Annotated in this window: 8 protein-coding genes and 1 pseudogene; 6 read left to right on the top strand and 3 right to left on the bottom strand. The window is 70.3% G+C overall.

Features of this window, described 5'->3' with window-relative positions:
* Window positions 1-5 precede the first annotated feature (5 nt).
* Together OCT49_RS02645 and OCT49_RS02640 are read right to left on the bottom strand one after the other, a co-directional pair.
* Window positions 6-2,981 (bottom strand): non-ribosomal peptide synthetase, encoded by a 2,976-nt coding sequence (locus OCT49_RS02645; protein ID WP_283850278.1) that lies wholly within the window; start codon window positions 2,979-2,981, stop codon window positions 6-8.
* Window positions 2,982-3,090: 109 nt separating this feature from the next.
* Complete coding sequence (locus OCT49_RS02640; protein WP_283850277.1) at window positions 3,091-3,855, bottom strand: thioesterase II family protein; 765 nt, start codon at window positions 3,853-3,855, stop codon at window positions 3,091-3,093.
* Window positions 3,856-4,077: 222 nt separating this feature from the next.
* Between OCT49_RS02640 and OCT49_RS40015 the strand changes: the two are divergent.
* The 6 genes and pseudogenes from OCT49_RS40015 to OCT49_RS02615 form a co-directional block, all read left to right on the top strand.
* Window positions 4,078-4,431 (top strand): annotated as a pseudogene (locus tag OCT49_RS40015) (acyl carrier protein); the annotation flags it as partial.
* A gap of 126 nt (window positions 4,432-4,557) precedes the next feature.
* The gene (locus OCT49_RS02635) at window positions 4,558-7,713 is read left to right on the top strand and encodes an AMP-binding protein (protein ID WP_283850276.1); all 3,156 of its coding nucleotides are present in this window, start codon (window positions 4,558-4,560) and stop codon (window positions 7,711-7,713) included.
* 202 nt (window positions 7,714-7,915) lie between these two features.
* A complete protein-coding gene (locus OCT49_RS02630; RefSeq protein WP_283850275.1) occupies window positions 7,916-9,220 on the top strand; it encodes an MFS transporter in 1,305 nt (434 codons plus the stop codon).
* 2 nt (window positions 9,221-9,222) lie between these two features.
* A complete protein-coding gene (locus OCT49_RS02625) occupies window positions 9,223-13,107 on the top strand; it encodes a beta-ketoacyl synthase N-terminal-like domain-containing protein (RefSeq protein ID WP_283850274.1) in 3,885 nt (1,294 codons plus the stop codon).
* Entirely contained in the window at window positions 13,104-14,402 is a 1,299-nt protein-coding gene (locus OCT49_RS02620; RefSeq protein WP_283850273.1) for an ACP S-malonyltransferase, read from the top strand. The genes OCT49_RS02625 and OCT49_RS02620 overlap by 4 nt, the downstream gene beginning before the upstream one ends.
* A complete protein-coding gene (locus tag OCT49_RS02615) occupies window positions 14,390-15,499 on the top strand; it encodes a cytochrome P450 (protein WP_283850272.1) in 1,110 nt (369 codons plus the stop codon). The genes OCT49_RS02620 and OCT49_RS02615 overlap by 13 nt, the downstream gene beginning before the upstream one ends.
* A gap of 249 nt (window positions 15,500-15,748) precedes the next feature.
* Here OCT49_RS02615 and OCT49_RS02610 read toward each other — a convergent pair whose 3' ends face one another.
* Window positions 15,749-16,627, bottom strand: coding sequence for a ParB/RepB/Spo0J family partition protein (locus OCT49_RS02610; RefSeq protein WP_283850271.1), 879 nt, complete (start codon window positions 16,625-16,627; stop codon window positions 15,749-15,751).
* Window positions 16,628-17,721 lie beyond the last annotated feature (1,094 nt).

The raw sequence follows: 17,721 nt of genomic DNA, 5'->3' as shown, positions 1-17,721 counted from the left end.
GAGGTTCATGGTTGGGATGCGCGGAGTTCGTCGATGAGGCGGTCGGCGAGGTCGGGCAGCACCGAACGGCCGACGAGCGTCGGGTCGCACTGCAGACGTACGTCCCAGCTTCCGTCCGGCCGCGGCCAGATCTGCAACGCCAACGGCATCGGTGCCGCGGGCTGCGGAACATCGATCCTCCGCACTTCGTGCCCGGCCAGGAGGAGTCTGCTCTCCGGTGTGTTCTGGAAGGCCAGGGCGGCCTGGAAGACGGGGGGCAGCCCGTAGCGCGGAGGGCGCGGCGCGAGATCCGAGAGGCCGTCGAGAGCGAGTGGGGGCTGGGCAATGGCATCCGCCCAGTGCCGTTGGGCCCCGGCGGCGACCACGCCGGGCGACGGGTTCCCCCGGAAGTCGAGCGTCACGGGCACCGGCCGGACGAAGTAGCCGATCGCGTTCTCGTCGGCATCCTCGCGTCCCGCGAAGTACGACCCGATGGTGAAGCGGTCGCTGCCGGTGAACCGATGGAGGGCCAGGCCGTACCAGGTCAGGGCGGCCAGGTGCGGGTCCCGACCGGTCATCTCCCGGAGCCGCTGGACGTCGGTGACCGATGCCTCCAGACGTTGTTCCTCGAGCCGGTGTCCGGCCGCGGGGTCGCCCGGAGGCAGGGCGAGCGGCCTGGTCCCGTCGAGGCGACGACGCCAGTGGGCGCGTGCCCGTTCGCGTTCCGCCTCCGACGGCGGCGGCCGGTGGCCGGTGCGCACCGTCGCGGAGGGGGCCCCGGCCCCGTTGCGGGCCGCGTCGTAGGCGGCACCGATCTCGGAGAGGAAGACGTGCTCGGACCAGCCGTCGTAGGCGATGTGATGGATGACCAGCGTCACCTTCGATCCGCCGGGGACCGGTGTGACGAAGCAGCGCGCCGGTGCGTCGTGCGCCAGGTCGAACGGCGCGAGCCACTCGGGGGGACACCGGTTCGCGCCGTCCGCGCTTCCCGGAGCGGCGGGTGTGGTCCTGAGCGGGATGTCCGCCTCGGACAGCGGCTCCGTGTGCAGGCGGGAGCCACGGAAGCGATAGCCGGTCCGCAGAGCCGGGTGACGTGCCGTGAGGGAGTCGAGTGCCGTGCGCAGTGCCCGGCGGTCCACCTCGGGACGGGTCTCGAATGCGGACACGATGAGCTGGGCCGGATCCCCGGGACTGAACTGCTCGCGCAGCCAGAGGTCCAGACGGCTGTCGGTGACTTCGGTGGTGTGCGCATCGGCCGGAACCACCGCGGCGACCGGCTCGGCCCGTGCCGCCATCGCCCGCGGAGTCCGGCACTCCTGGACGGCGCGGAACGGAATACGCAACATGTGCCGCCTGGCCAGCCGGCTGACCAGGCGCATGGTGAGAATGGAATCTGCGCCGAGCGCGACGAGGTCGTCGTCCGGAGCGAGTTCGCAGCCCAGCAGCTCCCGAGCCTCGGCCAGACACGCCGCCACCGGGCCCTCGCAGGAACCCTCGTCCGCCGCCGCCGGCACCGGGCGGGCCCGCGCGGCGGTGGTCATGCGCTCAAGGGCCCGCACATCCGCTTTGCCGGTGCCGGTCAGCGGGAAGGCGTCATGGAAGAGGATCTGGCGCGGCCACATGTAAGGGGGCAGTTCACGCGCGCAGACGGCGTGCACGTCGTCGACGGAGACGCCGTCCGGGGCCAGGCAGTGGGCCGCCAGACCTGTCGGCGTCCCGCCCGGGTCGCGGATGACGGTGACGATCGCGCGCCGCAGTCGCTCCATGCCTTCGAGGCAGTGTTCCAGTTCCTCCGGCTCCACACGCTGTCCGCGGATCTTCACCTGCCGGTCCTGGCGCCCCCCGTAGAGGAGGACACCGTCACGATGCCACCGGCCGACGTCTCCGGAGCGGTAGACCCGTTCTCCCGAAGCCAGTGTGACGAAGTGCGTGCGCGTCAGCTCGGGCCGCCCCAGGTATCCGAGGGAGGTTCCCGCCCCGCCGATGCAGATCTCGCCCGGCTCCCCGGGGGGACTGGGGACGCCCTGCGGGGTGAGCACGTGGACCGACGTGTGCGGCAGAGGCGTGCCGAGCGGGATCTGACCGTACCGCTCGGCGTCGTCGTCCGCGATGTCCCGTGTGGTGGCGAAGACAGCGGTCTCCACGGGGCCGTATCCGTTGACGAGCCTGGGCTCGGGGTTCACCTCCCGGAATCGGCGAATGTGCGGTGGGGAAAGCTTCTCGCCGCCGGTGAGCACTTGCCGCATGCCGGAGAAGCACCCGGGATCGTCGTCGACGACGGCGTTGAACAGGGCGGCGGTGAGCCAGAGCGTGTCCAGGCCGTCGGTCCTGACGAGCTCGCGCAGCAACTGGGGTGTGACGACGCGGTCCTGGTCCAGCAGCAGCGAGGTTCCGCCGTTCATGAGCACCGACCACAGTTCGAGCGTCATGGCGTCCCAGCAGACGGGCGCCGCCTGAAGAATCACCCGGCCGGGCCCGAAGTCCGCGTAGGGGACATCGGCGAAGCGGTGCACGATCGCTCGATGTGCGGTCACCGAGCCCTTGGGCTCGCCCGTGCTTCCCGAAGTGAAGAAGACGGTGCAGGGCGCGGTACCTGCGACCTCGGGCAGGGAGTCCGTGTCTGTGCCGGACGAGGAGAAGTCCGGTGCCAGCCGGCTCCGGCCCGCGGCCGGCAGCAGCGGGAAGAGGGACTCCTCTCCCGGCCCGGTCAGCAGATGGGCCCCGGCGGTGTCGATGATGTGCTGCACCCGTGCAGGTGGCCAGTTCCAGTCCACGGCGATGTAGGCGGCTCCCGTCTGCATGATGCCGAGGAGGGTCGCGACCAAGGCGGGATCGCGTCGCATGCGGACGACGACGTACTGCTCCGGGCCCACGCCGGCGGCCCGCAGACGCGAGGCGAGCCCGCACGCCCGGTGGTGCAGCTCGGCGTAGGTCAGTTGCTCCCCTTCCGTGGAGCGGACGGCCGGGGCGTCCGGGCGCAGGACCGCCTGCCGCGCGAACATCCCGTGCACCGTACCGGTGTGCGGACCGGGGGAGGTGCGGTCCGGTGGGCCGGCCGCTACCGAAGAGAGTCTTGAGGACGAAGGCACTCGATCTCCTTGCTGCTCCGGATCAGGAGGAGGACAGGAAAGGGGGACCGAAGCGGGGCAGCGAATCCAACAGGGCGTCGGCGAGTTCCCCGGGGCCCGAGCTGAGGTAGTCGTGGTCCCGTTCGAGCACGACGTGGTGGAAACCGTTCCGGGTGCGGGAGCCCCACGCAGCCGCCGCCGAAGGGGGGAAACGGTCGTCCTGACGGCCGTGCACCACGAGGACCGGCACATCGAGCACGTGGTCCGACGGCCGGTAGGCCTCGTACAGCTGGAGGTCGGCCCGGAGGGTGGGCCTCAGCATCTCCCACAACGGAGGGGTGGCGAGGACTTCCGGGGGAACCAGGTGGTGCTGCTCGACGTAGGCATGGAACTCGTCGGGGGACATGGTGTGGGTCCGCACCGGCGCGAAGCGCTCGGGCGCCACCTGGGCGGAGACCACGAGCCCGCCCAGCCCCTGGTGACCGGTGAGCCGGGCCGCTGTCTCATAGGCCAGCAGGGCCCCTGAACAGTGCCCCAGAACCAGGAAGCTCTCCTCCCCGGAATGGGCCGAGATCTCTTCGGCCAACGTGTCCGCGAGCGAGTGCAGGGAACCGGGAAGGGGATCGGCCAGACGGGATTCACGGAAGGGAAGGCGCACCGCGACGGTGGCGAGGCGGGGCTCCAGGGCACGCCGCAGGGCGGTGACCGGAGCGGCACCGCCGCCCGCCTGTGGAATGACGTAGAGCCGTGCCCCCTTCGGTGTGCCGCTGTTGAACCAGGCGCTGCCCGAGGCGCCGGTAGCGTTCACTGCGATTCCCCCTGGCTTTCCGGTTCCCGGGTCGACCGAACCGCGGGAGTGCGTCCAACATCACCGTTCCGTCAGACTACGAGCTGCCGGCCCGGGCGAGACACACCTGTTCAACTGGACGACACGGGCACTTGAACGGCACCGGACGCACTGGCCCGGCCGGGCGCGGGACGGTCGTGTCCGGTCCGTCGCCGGCCGCACGGCGGATGACCGGCCGTCGCCATGGGGGTGCGGAGAGCGCACCGGTCCCCACCGGAAGGGCATGAGCTGAACGACCGCCCGATCGAACAGTGTTCAAGTCGTGGCGCGCGTTCGTTGGCACCATGGGCGGAGTGCGTGACCTTGGAGCTCTGTTGCCGAGCCGAAGTGGGGCAAGAGGATGCGGGGTATGACGTGAGCATCGAGAATCGAGTACTCCGCACCTGGAAAGAGGTTCTGAGGAACGAGGGGATCTCCCCGGATTCCAACTTCTTCGAAGTGGGCGGGGATTCCGTTGCCGCGTTGCGCGTGGTGAACAGGCTGGCGGAAGACGGCCTGACGATCTCACTGCTCGACTTCTATCTCGGGGCGACGCCTGCCGGACAGGCCGGGCGGGTAGAGGAAGAGACGACACCGGACAGCTCAACCGCCCTCGGCCGGAGCCCTGTCGGGCCCGAAGGCCGGGTCCCTGCACGGCTGGGGCTCACTCCGTTGCAATCGGTCATGGCTGTGGAGGCACTGCGCCGGCCGGACAGTGAGGCGTACTGGCTGGTTCTTGCCTATGCACTGCCCGAGTGGGCAGGACCGGAGGAGGCACGGGCCGCTTGGCAGGAGACCGTGCGGGCCAACCCCGCGCTGCGGACGCGCATTTACCTCGACGGCTCGGGGCCCTTCCAGGTGATCGAGCCGGAGGGGCCGGCCTTGCGGGAGGTGCCCCCCGGGGAGCCCGGCCGAGGGGCCGACTTCGCCCTGTGGTGCCGCGCACGTTCGGCGGAACTGCGGGGCCGGTTCCTCCAGGAACCCCTGCGCGCCCACTACGTGCCGGGAGTCCCGGGAGACGCGCACACCGGTGACCCGGCACTGGTGGTGATCAGTCACCACGCCCTCATGGACGGCTGGTCCATGGAGCAGTGCATGGGAGATTTCCACCGTCGCCTCGCCGCCCCCGGCGAACCGCTGACGGAGCGGGCCTCCGGAGCGGGCTACTTGTCCTGGCTGGAGACGGCCGGCGTGCTGGAGAAGTGCAGGAAGTTCTGGGCGGAGCAGATGCGTGGTGCGGAACCCGCTCCCGAACTGCCGTTCACGAAGCGGCGGGAAAGCCCGGGCGCCGACGATCACCCCGATCCCCGGAGCTGCGAGAAGGAGCTCTCCCGCGATGCCGCACGGGGACTGTCACGGTTCGCGAGACGCAACGGACTCACCAGGGCCGCGGTCTTCACCACGCTGTGGATGCACATCCTGCGCCAGTACCAGGAACATCCCGACGTGAGCATCGGGCTCACCGTCAACAACCGCCCGGCAGCCGCGCTGCCCGGCATCGGCGAAGCCAGTGGTTTCCTGCTCAACACACTGCCCCTGCGTCTCGAACTGTCCGACGACTTCGCCGCGGACTGCGCGCGCGTGCAGGAGAGGACCGTCACCGTCACCGAGCATGCCCACCTGCCGTACTCCGAGGTGGTCGAGGCGACAGGGCTGCCGGGCATGACCCGGCTGTTCACCTCCACACTGGTTTTCCAGAACTTCCGCCGTGCCGCCGGGGCCGCCGCGGCCCCGATGAGGCCGGTGCTCGCACTGGGCTCCAGCGCCGACGAGCTGAGCCTGACAGTGGACCTGGAAGCGGACGGCGTGAAGATCGAACTCGCCTGGGACGCAGAACTCTACGGGCGGACGGCTGTCGAAGCACTGGTCCGTGACCTCGAACACTGGCTGGCCCGTCTCGAAGAGGTCGACCCGACGGCCGGGCTGGTCACCCCGCTCGACCTGTCGCACGGCCTCTCCGGTACGGCTGCCCCTCCCCGGCCCTGGTGCCCGGGCCGGCTGCTGGAAGCAGCGGAGCCGGACCGCATCGCCGTGGCACACGGGACGGGCACGCTCACCTACGCCGAGCTGCGCCGACGCGCCGCCGCCCTGGCGGACCGGCTCGTCACCGAACACGGCGTGGGCCCCGGCGACGCGGTCGCCCTGGTCGGCGGACGCGGCATCGGCGCGGTCGTGGCCATGTGCGCCGTCTGGTCGCTGGGGGCCGCCTGGTGCCCGGTGGATCCGTCGTGGCCCGCCGAGCGACGAGAACGAGTGCTGCGCAGTCTGCGTCCCCGAGCCGTCGTCGCACTCGCGGACACGGACGGACCGACGGCCCCCGGGCGGGCGCCGGACCCCGAGCACGTACGGCGGCTCACGGCCCACACCATGCCGCCCGACGCGGTCGCTTACTACGTGCCCACCTCCGGCAGTACGGGAACGCCCAGACTCGCCGTGCTCTCCGCAGGAGGACTCCAGCCCGTCATCGACGCATGGCTGACCCGTTACGGTCTGGCCGGTACCGGGCAGCGGATCCTCCAGTTCGGCAGCTGGACCTCGGACGTCTTCCTCGGCGATGTGCTCAAGACGCTGGCCACCGGGGGAACGCTGGTGATCTGCCCGGACGAGGCACGTGTGGACCTGGAGCAGGTGGAGGAACTGGTACGCCGGTGGCGGATCACCCTCCTGGAGTCCACCCCCGTCGTGGTGGCCGCCCTGGTGCGACGGCTGGCCCGGTCACGCACACCCCCCGCCGAACTCACCACACTCATCGTGGGAGCCGACACCTTCCGCGTGCACGAGGCGGAGGAAACGGTCGCGCTGCTGTGGGAGGGCGCCACGCTGTACAACGGATACGGACTCTCGGAAGGCACCGTCGAATCCCTCGTCCAGGAGTGCCGTCCCGGACTGGACTCGCGCTCGGGGCTCTGCCCGATCGGCCGGCCGCTGCCCGGCACCGGCATCGCCGTCCTCGATGCGCGGGGACGCCCACTGCCCTACGGCGCGGTGGGCGAACTGGTCATCACCGGCGCGCAGGTAGGACTGGGCTACCTCACCGAGGAGGGCCTTTGTGCGGCCGACCGGTTCACAACGGCCCAGGGGGTGCGCAGTTTCCGCACCGGAGACCTCGTGCGCTTCGGGGACGGGGGCCGGCTGGAGTTCCACGGCCGTCGGGACGGTTTGACGAAGATACGTGGACACCGGGTCGAACTCGGTGAGGTCGAGGACTGTCTGCTCCGGCTTCCGGGCGTCGAGGAGGCATTCGCGTTCCTGGCCGACCGGGCACTGCAGCCCGAACTCGTGGCGTTCGTGGGCGGGAGCGGGATCGATGAACGGACCGTGCGGGAAAGGCTCCTGCGGATGCTGCCGGAGTACGCCGTACCCGGCCGGATCGTCGTCGAGCATGCCCTGCCGCGCGGGGACGGCGGAAAGCTGGACCGTGTCCTGATGCGCGGCCGGGCGATCGGGAGCGGACCGGTGCGGGCCGACACACCGGTCCGTGCCGGGGACGACCTGGCCGCCCGGCTGACCGACCTGTGGAGCGAGGTGCTGGAGCGTCCGGTCAGCCCCGACCGCAGCTTCTTCGACCAGGGCGGGAACTCGATCCTCGCCATGACCCTGCACGCACGCATGGGTGAGTTGCTTCCGGAACACGAGTTCCCGATCGCGCAGCTCTTCGCGCACCCGACGATCACGGCCTTCTGCGAGTCGCTGCGTGCATCGCGCCCGCCGTCGGAAGGACCTGCGGACCGGAGCTCGCCGACCGGTGAACTCGAGGTGCTGAAGGCTTTGGAGCGGGGTGAGTTGGACATACGGGCGGCGATGCGGCTGCTTCGTGAGAACCTGGGGGACCGACCGTGAGCGGACCCCTCGGCACGGTGGCGATGGCCCGGACCGCCCCTGCCCGTCCGCGGGACACGGCGTCCGGGGCCACCCGGCGGGATCCGTTCGCCGCACCGGTCGGCCACAGGTGAAATCCGACGACGCATGACACCCACAGGGGAGGAACCCGTTGCTTGCCCAACTCCGTTCAAGGTTTGGGGCTTATCGCCTTTATCTCCTCATGGAGTTCGGGATCGGCGTCTGCCTGGGCACGGTCTACGCGACCATCTTCGTCTACCGGGTCGAAGACGCCCATCTCAGCCCGCTCGACCTGGTGCTCCTCGGCACCGTGCTGGAGACCGCGTACTTCATTCTCCAACTGCCCACGGGGGTACTGGCGGACGCGGTGAGCCGCCGGCTCAGCATCGTCATCGGCTGTGCCGTGCTGGGCGGTTCGTTCGTCATGGAGGGGATGCTGCCCTTCTTCATGGGGATCGCCGCCGCACAGGTGGTGGGTGCGTTGGGCTTCGCACTCGTCACCGGGGCGCAGGAAGCCTGGATCGCGGACGAAGTGGGCGAGGAAGGCCTGACCCGTGTCTTCCTGCGGGGTTCGCAGGCGGGGTTGGTCGGCACACTGCTGGGCACCGTGGTGAGTGCCGGCATCGCCACCATCGGCCATGAACTGCCGCTGATCTACGCGGGGGTGGCGCTCGTCCTCATCGCCGTGCTGCTCTTCCTGACCATGCCGGAGAAGCCCCAGGAGCGCCGGGCCGGTTCCGGTGACGGTGACAAGGCCGCGGCCTCGTCGCGGAGACTGGTGCGGGACGCCACGGACAGCATCCGCGCCGTGTTCGCCCTCATTCGCTCCGGACGCGGGGTGCTGATCGTCCTCGTCGTGGTGATGCTGATCGGCATGTGGCACGAGAGCCTGGACCGGCTCTGGGGCGCGCACTTCCTGGAGAGCTACCCCTTCCCGGACTTCATCGGGCTCAACTCCGTGGCGTGGTTCAGCGTGATGTCCTTCGGCGCGACACTCCTCGGGCTCGGCGCCACCCAGGTGGTGACCAAGTTCGTCGGCGAGACCACGGAATCCCGCAGCACCCTCCGGATGCTCGGCTTCCTCGTCGTGCTGCTGATGGGCACCACCTTCGCCTTCGCGTTCGCGGGCGAGTTCTTCCTCGCGCTCGCCGCGTACTGGGCGGCCACCGCCCTCCGGCCCGCGTACGCTCCACTGCTCAACGCCTGGCTGGTCGAACGGACCGAAGCACGGGCAAGGGCGACCATGCTCTCGGCCAAGGACCTGTTCGACTCGACGGGCCAGTTCACCGGCGGTCCGGCCATCGGATACGTCGGCTCCGCCGTCTCGCTGCGCGCGGCCCTCGCGACGGCCGCGGCCGTACTCGCGCCCGCTGCGGCGCTATTGGCGTACGCCATGTCCCGCCGCGCCGCGGAGCCCACCCCGGTCGATTCCGCACCGGGCGACAGCACGGTCCCGGGGCCGGGCCCCGCACCGGATGACAAGACAGCCTCGGAGGTGGAGCAGTGACCATGGGGAGCGACTCCCGGCTCGCCGAACAGATCGTGTCGTTGGTGGCATCGGGGCGCTTGGGGGCGGAGGACGCCGCGCCGTTGCTACGAGCCGCCCACCGGGCCGGTGCGGCCACCCCCGTCGCGTTGACGGCGATGGCCTGCCGCCTGCCGGGCGCCCGCACACCGGATGAGCTCTGGCGGCAGCTGAAGGCCCGGTACGACGCGGTACGCCCCTTTCCGGCCCGGCGCTTCGACCTGGTGGGCGGCATCGACGCGAACGTCGCCCGCGAGTACGCGGCCGCGCGATCCGCCCCGCAGGACGACCCCCGTTCGTGGGGGTCGTGGCTGGAGGACATCGAGCAGTTCGACCCCGGGGCCTTCGGACTCGGAGCCTTCGAAGCCGAATTCCTCGGGCCCGCCGAGCGGCTGTTCCTCCAGGTGGCGCACGAGGCACTGGAGGCGGCCGGGACACCCGTCGGCGCATTGCGCGGCTCCCGCACCGGCGTGTTCGTCGGCTACACACCGGAGCCCCCGATGGAGTACCTGCGGCTGTACGATGCCCCCGACGAGCGTTCCTTCATCAGCAACATCCCGGCCAACCTCGCCTACCACCTGGCGTACCTGGACGACTTCCGCGGGCCCGTGCTGACCGTCAACACCACCTGCTCGTCGTCGCTCAGCGCCCTGCACCTGGCCAAGAGGGCCCTGGAACGCGGCGAGTGCGATCGCGCGGTCGTCGCCGGGGTGAGCCTGAAGCTCTTTCCCTACTGGACCGACGCGCCCGATTACGTCATACAGAGCCCGCGCAACCGTTGTGCCGCCTTCGACGCCTCGGCGGACGGCATCGTCTACGGCGAGGGCGTCGTCGCGGTGGTGCTGAGACGTCTCGACGACGCGGTCGACGACCGCGACCCCGTCCGCGGCGTTGTCACCGGTGCCGCCATGAACAGCGACGGGGCGTCCAACGGCATGCAGGCGCCCAACCCCGAGGCCCAGGCCGCGGTCATCCGCAGCGCCCTGCGTGAGGCGGGGGCGAGGGCCGACCAGATCGGATACGTGGAGGCACACGGCACCGGCACCAAACTGGGCGATGTGGTCGAGGTCGACGCGCTGACCCGTGCGTTCCGGGAGGACACGCAGGGCGTGGGTTTCTGCCGTCTCGGCTCCATCAAGTCCAACCTCGGCCATCTCGGTGACGCGGCCGGCCTCGCGGGGCTGATGCAGGCGGTCCTGTGCCTCGAGCACGGTGAGTTCCCGGGGCTGGCCCGGCTCGAAGAACCCAACCCCGTGATCGGGTTCGACCGGACACCCTTCGTCGTGAGCGCGCACGGCGCGCGCTGGCCCGGGCCCGCCGACGGCGGGCCCCGCCGCGCCGGGGTCAGCTCTTTCGGTATCAGCGGCACCAATGTGCACGTCGTCCTGGAGGAGGCACCCGCCCGCGCGGCCCCGCGCCCGGAGGACGAGGACCGGGGCGCACTGCCGGTGCTGCTGTCGGCCGGATCGCGTCGGGCGGTGTGGGAGCTCGCCGACGCTGTCGCGGCCTGGCTCGAATCCCGGCCCGGCGCGGACCTCGCGGACATCGCCCACACCCTGGGCGCACGTCGTGCCCACGGCACCGCACGCATCGGTGTCATCGCGAAGTCCACCCAGGAACTGGCCGATAAACTGGGGCAGTTGCTTCAGGTGCGTGCTTTCGAACGAGTGCCTGACGCCCTCCTCGAACAAGGCGTCTTCATCGCCGACGACGAGCGGGCCAGGGAAGCCGGACTGGCGGGCCTGGAACGCTTCGGGCCGACGGTCGGCGAAGAGGTCCGGGACCTGGTCGCCTCCTTCATCGCCGGGGACGACGAACCCGCACCGATCCAGTGCATTCCACGGGCGCAGACCCTGACGATGCCCACCACCCCGTACACCGACCAGAGGATCTGGCCGGGCGGAGAGGGAAACGTTCGGCGGGATGTCGACGATCTCTTCTTCGACATCGACTGGGTCGAGCAGCCGCACGTGGAGACCGACGAGGAATCCCTCGGCACCGGCTCGACCTGGGTCCTGTTCGCCCGCCCCGGCCAGCGGGCCCTGTTCCTCCTGGCGGAGAGAATGCGAGCGCTGGGGCTGCGGCCCGAACTCGTCCGTGTCGGCGGCCGTCCGGACGAGGAGCCGCAGGCCGACCGCACGATCCCGGAACTCACGCCCGAGGCCCTGGACGCGCTGTGGGACGGACTCGGCGCCGAACGTCTCGGAGCGCTCGGCGGGATCGTGCACGCCGTGACCTGTGCGCCGGTGGATGACGCCATGAAGAGTCCGGAAGGGCTCGACCGGGCCCAGAACGAGGGCGTGCACTCCCTCTTCCACCTGGCGCAGAGCCTCATCCGGCGAAAGGTGCCCGGCCCGCTCAGGCTCGCGGTGGTCAGCAGCCGGACCGAGCGGGTGATCCCGGCGGAGGAAGCGGTCCCCGCCCGGGTGACGGCCTTCGGTTTCACCCGGGTCTTCTCGCAGGAATTCCCTGCGGTCACCGACATCGCCATCGATCACGACCTGACCGGCACACCGGACGAGGTCGCCCGGGACATCATCGGCGAACTCGCCGCCACGGCCGGAACCGCCCTTCCGCTCGTTGCCTATCGCGACGGCAGGCGTTACACCAAGGTGGTGGAGCGCCAGCGGGACGAGAAGGGCCGGGAGATCCCCGTCCGGCCCGGTGGCACGTACGTTCTCGCCGGGGGCACCGGTTACCTGGGGATGCAGATCGGCCACTACCTCAGCGAGCGAGGGGCCGGCACGATCGTGCTGCTGTCCAGGAACGGGGTGCCGGGGGACCGGGCCGGGGACGGCGGAACCGAAAGCGCTCCGAAGCGTACCTATCAGCAGGAATGGATCGCCCGGATGGAGGCCGGTGGCGCCCGTGTGGTGTCACTCCTGTGTGATCTCACGGACCCCGGGGCGGTGCGGTCCGTGTTCCACCGCATCCGCGAGGAGCACGGACCGGTGCACGGGGCGTTCATGCTCACCAAGGAGCTCTTCCACCTGTGGATCGAGGACCTGGACCTCGGCCGATTCCGGGCCGGGATCGACAACCGGGTACGTGGGGCATGGCTGTTGCAGCAGGAGTTGCGGCTCGACGCCCCCGACTTCCTGGTGTTGGTCTCCTCCATCTCCTCCCTGTCCGGCACGAAGGGCGCCGGGGAGTGCTGCGCCGTCAACCAGTACCTGGACGCGGTGGGGCCGTGGTTCTCCGACGAGGGTGTCCCCACTCACACGCTCAACCTCACACTCGTGCTGGACGAGAGCGGTGAGTTCGACAGCAGGAGCCCGATTCCCCCCATCGACTTCACCGAGTTCCGCGGGGCGCTGGACCGCTTCTTCCGGAACGGGCACCAACTGGACATGGTCGCCCGTCTCGACCTGGCGGAGGTCGGCTACCTTCAGCCGGTACTGCGCATTCCGTTCGGACCCGGCGTCCGGGAGGAGGCACGGGCCGCGTTCCGCCGGAGCAGGGGCATGCCGGCATCGCCCGACGGCGGAGAGCCGGTCGGAGGGGCGGGCCCGGACGCCGGGCGGATCCGCCAGGGGCTCGACACGGTGTGGCGAAAGACCCTGGGAACGGCGGCCCCGGACGAGACGGCCGGCTTCTTCGCCTCGGGCGGTACGTCCCTGAGCGCACTGCGGTTCGTCCATTTGATCCACCAGGAACTCCCAGGCCTCGAATTCGACGTCGCGGAACTCTACGGAAACCCCACCCTGGGCGCCCAACTCGACTATCTGACAGCCCAATTGGAAACACCCTCCCCGGGCGGAGCACCGGAACCGGACTCGATGGACGCGATCCTGGAAGCGGTGGAGAACGGAACTCTCGCCCCGGATGCCGCCGCCCGGCTGCTGGACGGAAGGAAGACCGGATCGTGACCGCAGAATCCGCTCCGCGCACGGCGCTGGTGTTCCCCGGCCAGGGCTCCCAGCTCCCAGGGATGGGCCAGGAACTCGCCCAGGTGTTTCCGGCGGCACGGGAGGTGTACGAGCGGGCTTCCGGAATCCTGGGCTACGACCTGCTGGCCGCGTCACGCGACGACCACGGCGAGCTGTCCGACACCACTGTCGTCCAGCCCGCGATCCTGGTCCACAGCGTCGCCTCCTGGCATGTGCTTCGGGACGAGTCGCAGGGCTTCGGGGAAGTCGTGGCCCTGGCCGGGCACAGCCTCGGCGAGATCTCCGCGTTGGTGTGTGCGCAGGCGCTGGACCTGGAACGGGCCGTCACCCTCGTGCAACGACGGGCACGGCTCATGGCCGAATCCCCGAGCGGTGGCATGCGGGTGGTGTTCGGGCTCGGGCCGGACGAGGTGGGACGCGCCTGTGCGCGGGTTTCCCGCCCCGGCCATGTGGTGGCCACGGCGAACGTGAACTCCGACGAGCAGACCGTGATCAGCGGCCATCGACCGGCTCTGGAGGCCGTGTCGGCACGGTTGCAGGACATGGGCGGCGTCGTGCGCGGGCTGCCGGTGAGTGTCGCACCCCACAGCCCGCTCATGGAGGCGGTCGCCGCCCCCTACGCCGAGGCCGTCCGGGCGGCGGAGCCCGGCGACTGCGTCGTTCCCGTCGTCTCCTCGACCGACGGAGTGTCCTACCGCGGCGGCTCCGAGGCGGCCGAGCGGCTGGTGCGGCAACTGACCGAATGCGTCTCCTGGCCCGCGGCCGTCCGGGGGCTGCTCGGACACGGTGCCCGGATCGTCGTGGAGCTGGGGCCCAAGACCGTGCTCCGCGACCTCACCCGGACGATGGCGCCCGGGCTCACGGTGCTGTCCTGCGGCGATCCGGGAACCGTCACCGCGGCGAGCCGATTCCTCGCCTCCGCACGACGGCGCCCGGCGAACGTCCCGGTGAACAGGGGGACCGCGGAGAACTTTCTCACCGGCTGTCTTCGCCTGGCCATCGGCACCCCGTTCCCGCACCTGGCCACGGAGGAGGAGTTCGAGAACGGCGTCCGCGAACCCTACGAGGAGCTGCGCAGGACACTCGCCATGGTGCGGGCGCGAGCCGCCGGAGCCGCGGACGGAGCCGGGACCGACGTCCTGACCGGGGCCGCACGGCGTGTCATGGCGCTGCTGGAGGCCAAGGGCATCGAGGAGGAACTGCGCCGCGAACTGGTCGGCGACCTGGCCGTGGCTGCCGGAGTCGGGGACGAGGTCATGGCATGCCTGGTCTAGGGGACGGGGAAGTCGTCCACTACGGCGAGCTCGGCTGCTGGGTGGTGGCCGATCCGGATGCCGTACGAGCGGCGCTCTGCGAGCGGAGGCTGTCCTCGGCGAGTCTCGCCCGCTGTCTCGACCTCTACATGAGCGAGGCGGCGAGGGCGCGGAACGGTTCTCTGGAGGAGATCCTGACGCGCTGGCTCGTCCAGCTCGACGGCACGGACCATGCCGAGCTGCGCAAACAGATCGGCCCCGCGCTGTCCCCGGCCCGAGTGCGCGCACTGGAGCCGGAGGTGGAACGAATCGTCGACGACGCACTCGACCAGCTGGAGGCCGCGGAGGAGCGGGACGCCGTGGCGCTCGTCTCCGACGTCGTTCCGGCACGGGTGATGGGGCGGTTGCTGACGCTGCCCGAGGTCGATGTGGCGATGCTCTACCGCTGGACGCGAGCCATCTCCGCCTTTCTCGACGGCGTCTACCGCCAGGACGCCGCCGAGGAAGCCCGACGGGCCCTGGGCGAGATGTGTGACCGGCTCGCCGCCGCGGGGGCCGACCGGGAGCGACCGGGCGGCATCTGGGACCACCTGGGCGACGAGAAGTACCGACTGGCGACCGCGTCGATGATGCTCTTCGGCGGACTGGAGACGACGGCGTCGCTGCTCGGCAGCGTGCTGCATCATGTGGTCACGGTTCCCGGGGCGGCCGCCTCCGTCCGGGCCGAGGGCGACTCGGCGGCACACGCCATCACCGAGCAGGTCCTGCGCACGCACCCTCCCCTCAGCCATGTGGCGCGCGTCGCTGACAGCGATCTGGAGATCCAGGGGGAGCGGGTGCCGGCGGGCGGTCTCGTCCTCCTGTCACTCAACGGCCGCGACGTCATCGGCGAGCCGCACGCCCCGGCGCTCGGCAGCCGGTACACGCATGCCTTCGGCCACGGGGCCCACTACTGCCTCGGGGCCGCGCTGGCCCGCACGGAGGCCGTCGTGCTCCTGAGACGCTTCTGCACCCGCTTCCCCCACGCCGCTTCGGAGGAGGCACGGCTCGCCCGGCACGAGAACTCGACGTACCTGCGCCTCGCCGGTCTGCGGCTCGTACTGGGGGCGGCTGGATGAGTGCGGAGGCCCAGGACCGTTCCGTCGTCCCCGGCGGGCGCGCGGATGCACCGGCACCTCGCCGCGTCGCCGGGGCATCCGGACACCCCCGGACGCGGACGTCCCTTCGTCCGGTGACGTACCACGTCCGAAGCCGGGCACGGGACTGCCGGGCACGACGGGACGGCCCTCGGTTCGCGCGGGCGGCCCCGCCATCGGTACGGGTGGTGCGGCCGGGCGAGCGCGGCACCGCACCACCGAATGACGAGGTCATGACATTTGTAATTCCTGGGCGTTGTCCTCCCGGCGGAGTTCCTCGGCGAGCTGTCGCCATGCCTCGGCGTATCCGTCCGCGAGGTGGGTGATCAACTCCCGGCAGTGGGCGGGTGCATGGGCGGTGAGCCAGCTCCGGTCCTCCGCGATCAGCCCGCACATCTCGAAGAGCCGGAGCATGCTGCGGCCCGATTCGCTGAAACGGAGCGACGGATCGCGATACAGGGAGTGGACGATCTTCTTCAACACGGCGGAGGACGGGGCGCTTCGGGTTTCGCCCGGGAGGCCGCCCTGCTGGGCCGCCCGGTTTCTCCGTTCGGCCGGGAGCCGGTCGAACTGTTGGGCCGGCTGCGACTGCGTCGTGCCGTTCTCCGCCATCAGGGGGCGGAGTTTGGGCGGGACGGGATCCTCGCCGCGCCTCATCCGGGACCGTACGTCGGCCACGGTCGCCGGAGCGATTCCCGCCCGTTTCGCTATCTGACGCAAGGAGGCATCCGGATTCATCCTGATGAGTTCGCTGGCCAGTTCGCGGCCGCGAGCGGCGTTGAGGGGCCGGATGCGCCCGTCGCGGCCGACCCGGAAGCAGGCCGAGTCTCCCCCTTCGGCCGTGTCCCGCCGGACCTGGGCCACCTTGGACCGCGACAGCCCCACCACCGCCGCGACCGCCCGGTCCGACCAGTGGGGGTGCGAAAGGAACGTGCGCTCGGCGGCCGCGGTCCGTTCCGCCAGGGAGAGCGGGCGGCCCTGGGCCACATTGAGGGCGACGGCGAGGAGAGCGGCGTCCTGCTCGCTTCCGTCGAAGAACCGAACCGCGATGACCCCATGACCCCTCACCCGGGCCGCACGGAGCCGGTGGGCGCCGTCGATCACGGACATGGTCGGTCGGTGCACGAGGATTGGCGGCAACTGCGCTTCGGCTTCAGCGAGTTGATACACGTATTCCGCATCCTCACCGCCGGAGCGCGGCGTGGAGGTGACGGACAACCGGTCGACGGCCACGAGCACCACGGGCGCTTCCCGAAGGCCCTTGTCCCGGAGCCTGATCAAGTATTCCGAACCATCGTTCCCGATTCCTTCGGGATCGACTTCCTTGCTCACGGTACCCTCACCCCTTGAATTACTTATGAGCATGGTCAATTCAATAGTGAGTCAATTTTTGAAACCGAGGAAGCGGAGCTTCCACTCCCGTGCAGGCGGTGTGTGTGAAAGGGAGCCAAGAGGCCGGAACCTTGTCGGGCCCTTGAGGAGTTGCCATGCGGCGCACGCCACGAAACGGGAGACGGAAGGGTGAAGAACCGGCCGCTGCTGTGCCCTTTGTCGCTTTCCCGGAACTTTCCTGCTGCCCGCCCCCGTTTCTTCCCGTTCTGTCCGGAAGTATGCACGCCGGGTCCGTCACCGTAATTTCTCACGAACTCCAGGGATCACGGAATGGCTTGACGCAACTGCTGTTCGCCGCACCCTACGGCAGGCATGGCGGTGGCCAAAAGGGGGCGGTCGCCCGAGAGGGGTTCGGCCCCGGCCCCGCCGATGCCTGCGTGGCGTCGCGGGAGCCCCTCGGTAAAGCTGTGACCAGGCATTGTGCAGGGCTCCGATCGACCGCGGGCCTGGGGTGCGGACCGCTCGTCGTGCGAGTGGGGGCGCCGGAACAGGGCCCGGAATCCAGTGGTCCGTAAGATAAATCCGACAGGAATGTTTCCTCAAGTCCGAGGGTGGATAACGGTGTTACGGAAGCGTGCACGATCATGGCGAGAAGCGGTGGGTGCATACGGCCGTTCGTGTCCGATCGCTGCTCCGCCGACCGAAATGTTCCGGACCGGACGGGCCGCCGCACCAGGCCTGGTCATGGGCCATATGGGCGACCCGAACGGCGTTATCGATAACGCGAGTTGCTTGCGGCTGCTGATGTCGGTGAGGTAGACGTTGAAGCATCCATCCGGGGGGCGACCGATGTCAGGGGCACTGCCGCCCGG

Origin of the sequence: Streptomyces sp. ML-6, from assembly GCF_030116705.1 — a bacterium.
Taxonomy (GTDB): domain Bacteria; phylum Actinomycetota; class Actinomycetes; order Streptomycetales; family Streptomycetaceae; genus Streptomyces.
The sequence above is the reverse complement of the archived record's forward strand: the minus strand, read 5'-3'. Positions and strand labels throughout refer to the sequence as shown.

Excerpts from the sequence above, each read along its gene's own strand:
- OCT49_RS02645 (WP_283850278.1), bottom strand. The coding sequence starts at position 2,981 with ATGTTCGCGCGGCAGGCGGTCCTGCGCCCGGACGCCCCGGCCGTCCGC.
- OCT49_RS02635 (WP_283850276.1), top strand. The coding sequence starts at position 4,558 with ATGGCTGTGGAGGCACTGCGCCGGCCGGACAGTGAGGCGTACTGGCTG.
- OCT49_RS02630 (WP_283850275.1), top strand. The coding sequence starts at position 7,916 with ATGGAGTTCGGGATCGGCGTCTGCCTGGGCACGGTCTACGCGACCATC.
- OCT49_RS02625 (WP_283850274.1), top strand. The coding sequence starts at position 9,223 with ATGGGGAGCGACTCCCGGCTCGCCGAACAGATCGTGTCGTTGGTGGCA.
- OCT49_RS02615 (WP_283850272.1), top strand. The coding sequence starts at position 14,390 with ATGCCTGGTCTAGGGGACGGGGAAGTCGTCCACTACGGCGAGCTCGGC.
- OCT49_RS02610 (WP_283850271.1), bottom strand. The coding sequence starts at position 16,627 with ATGTCCGTGATCGACGGCGCCCACCGGCTCCGTGCGGCCCGGGTGAGG.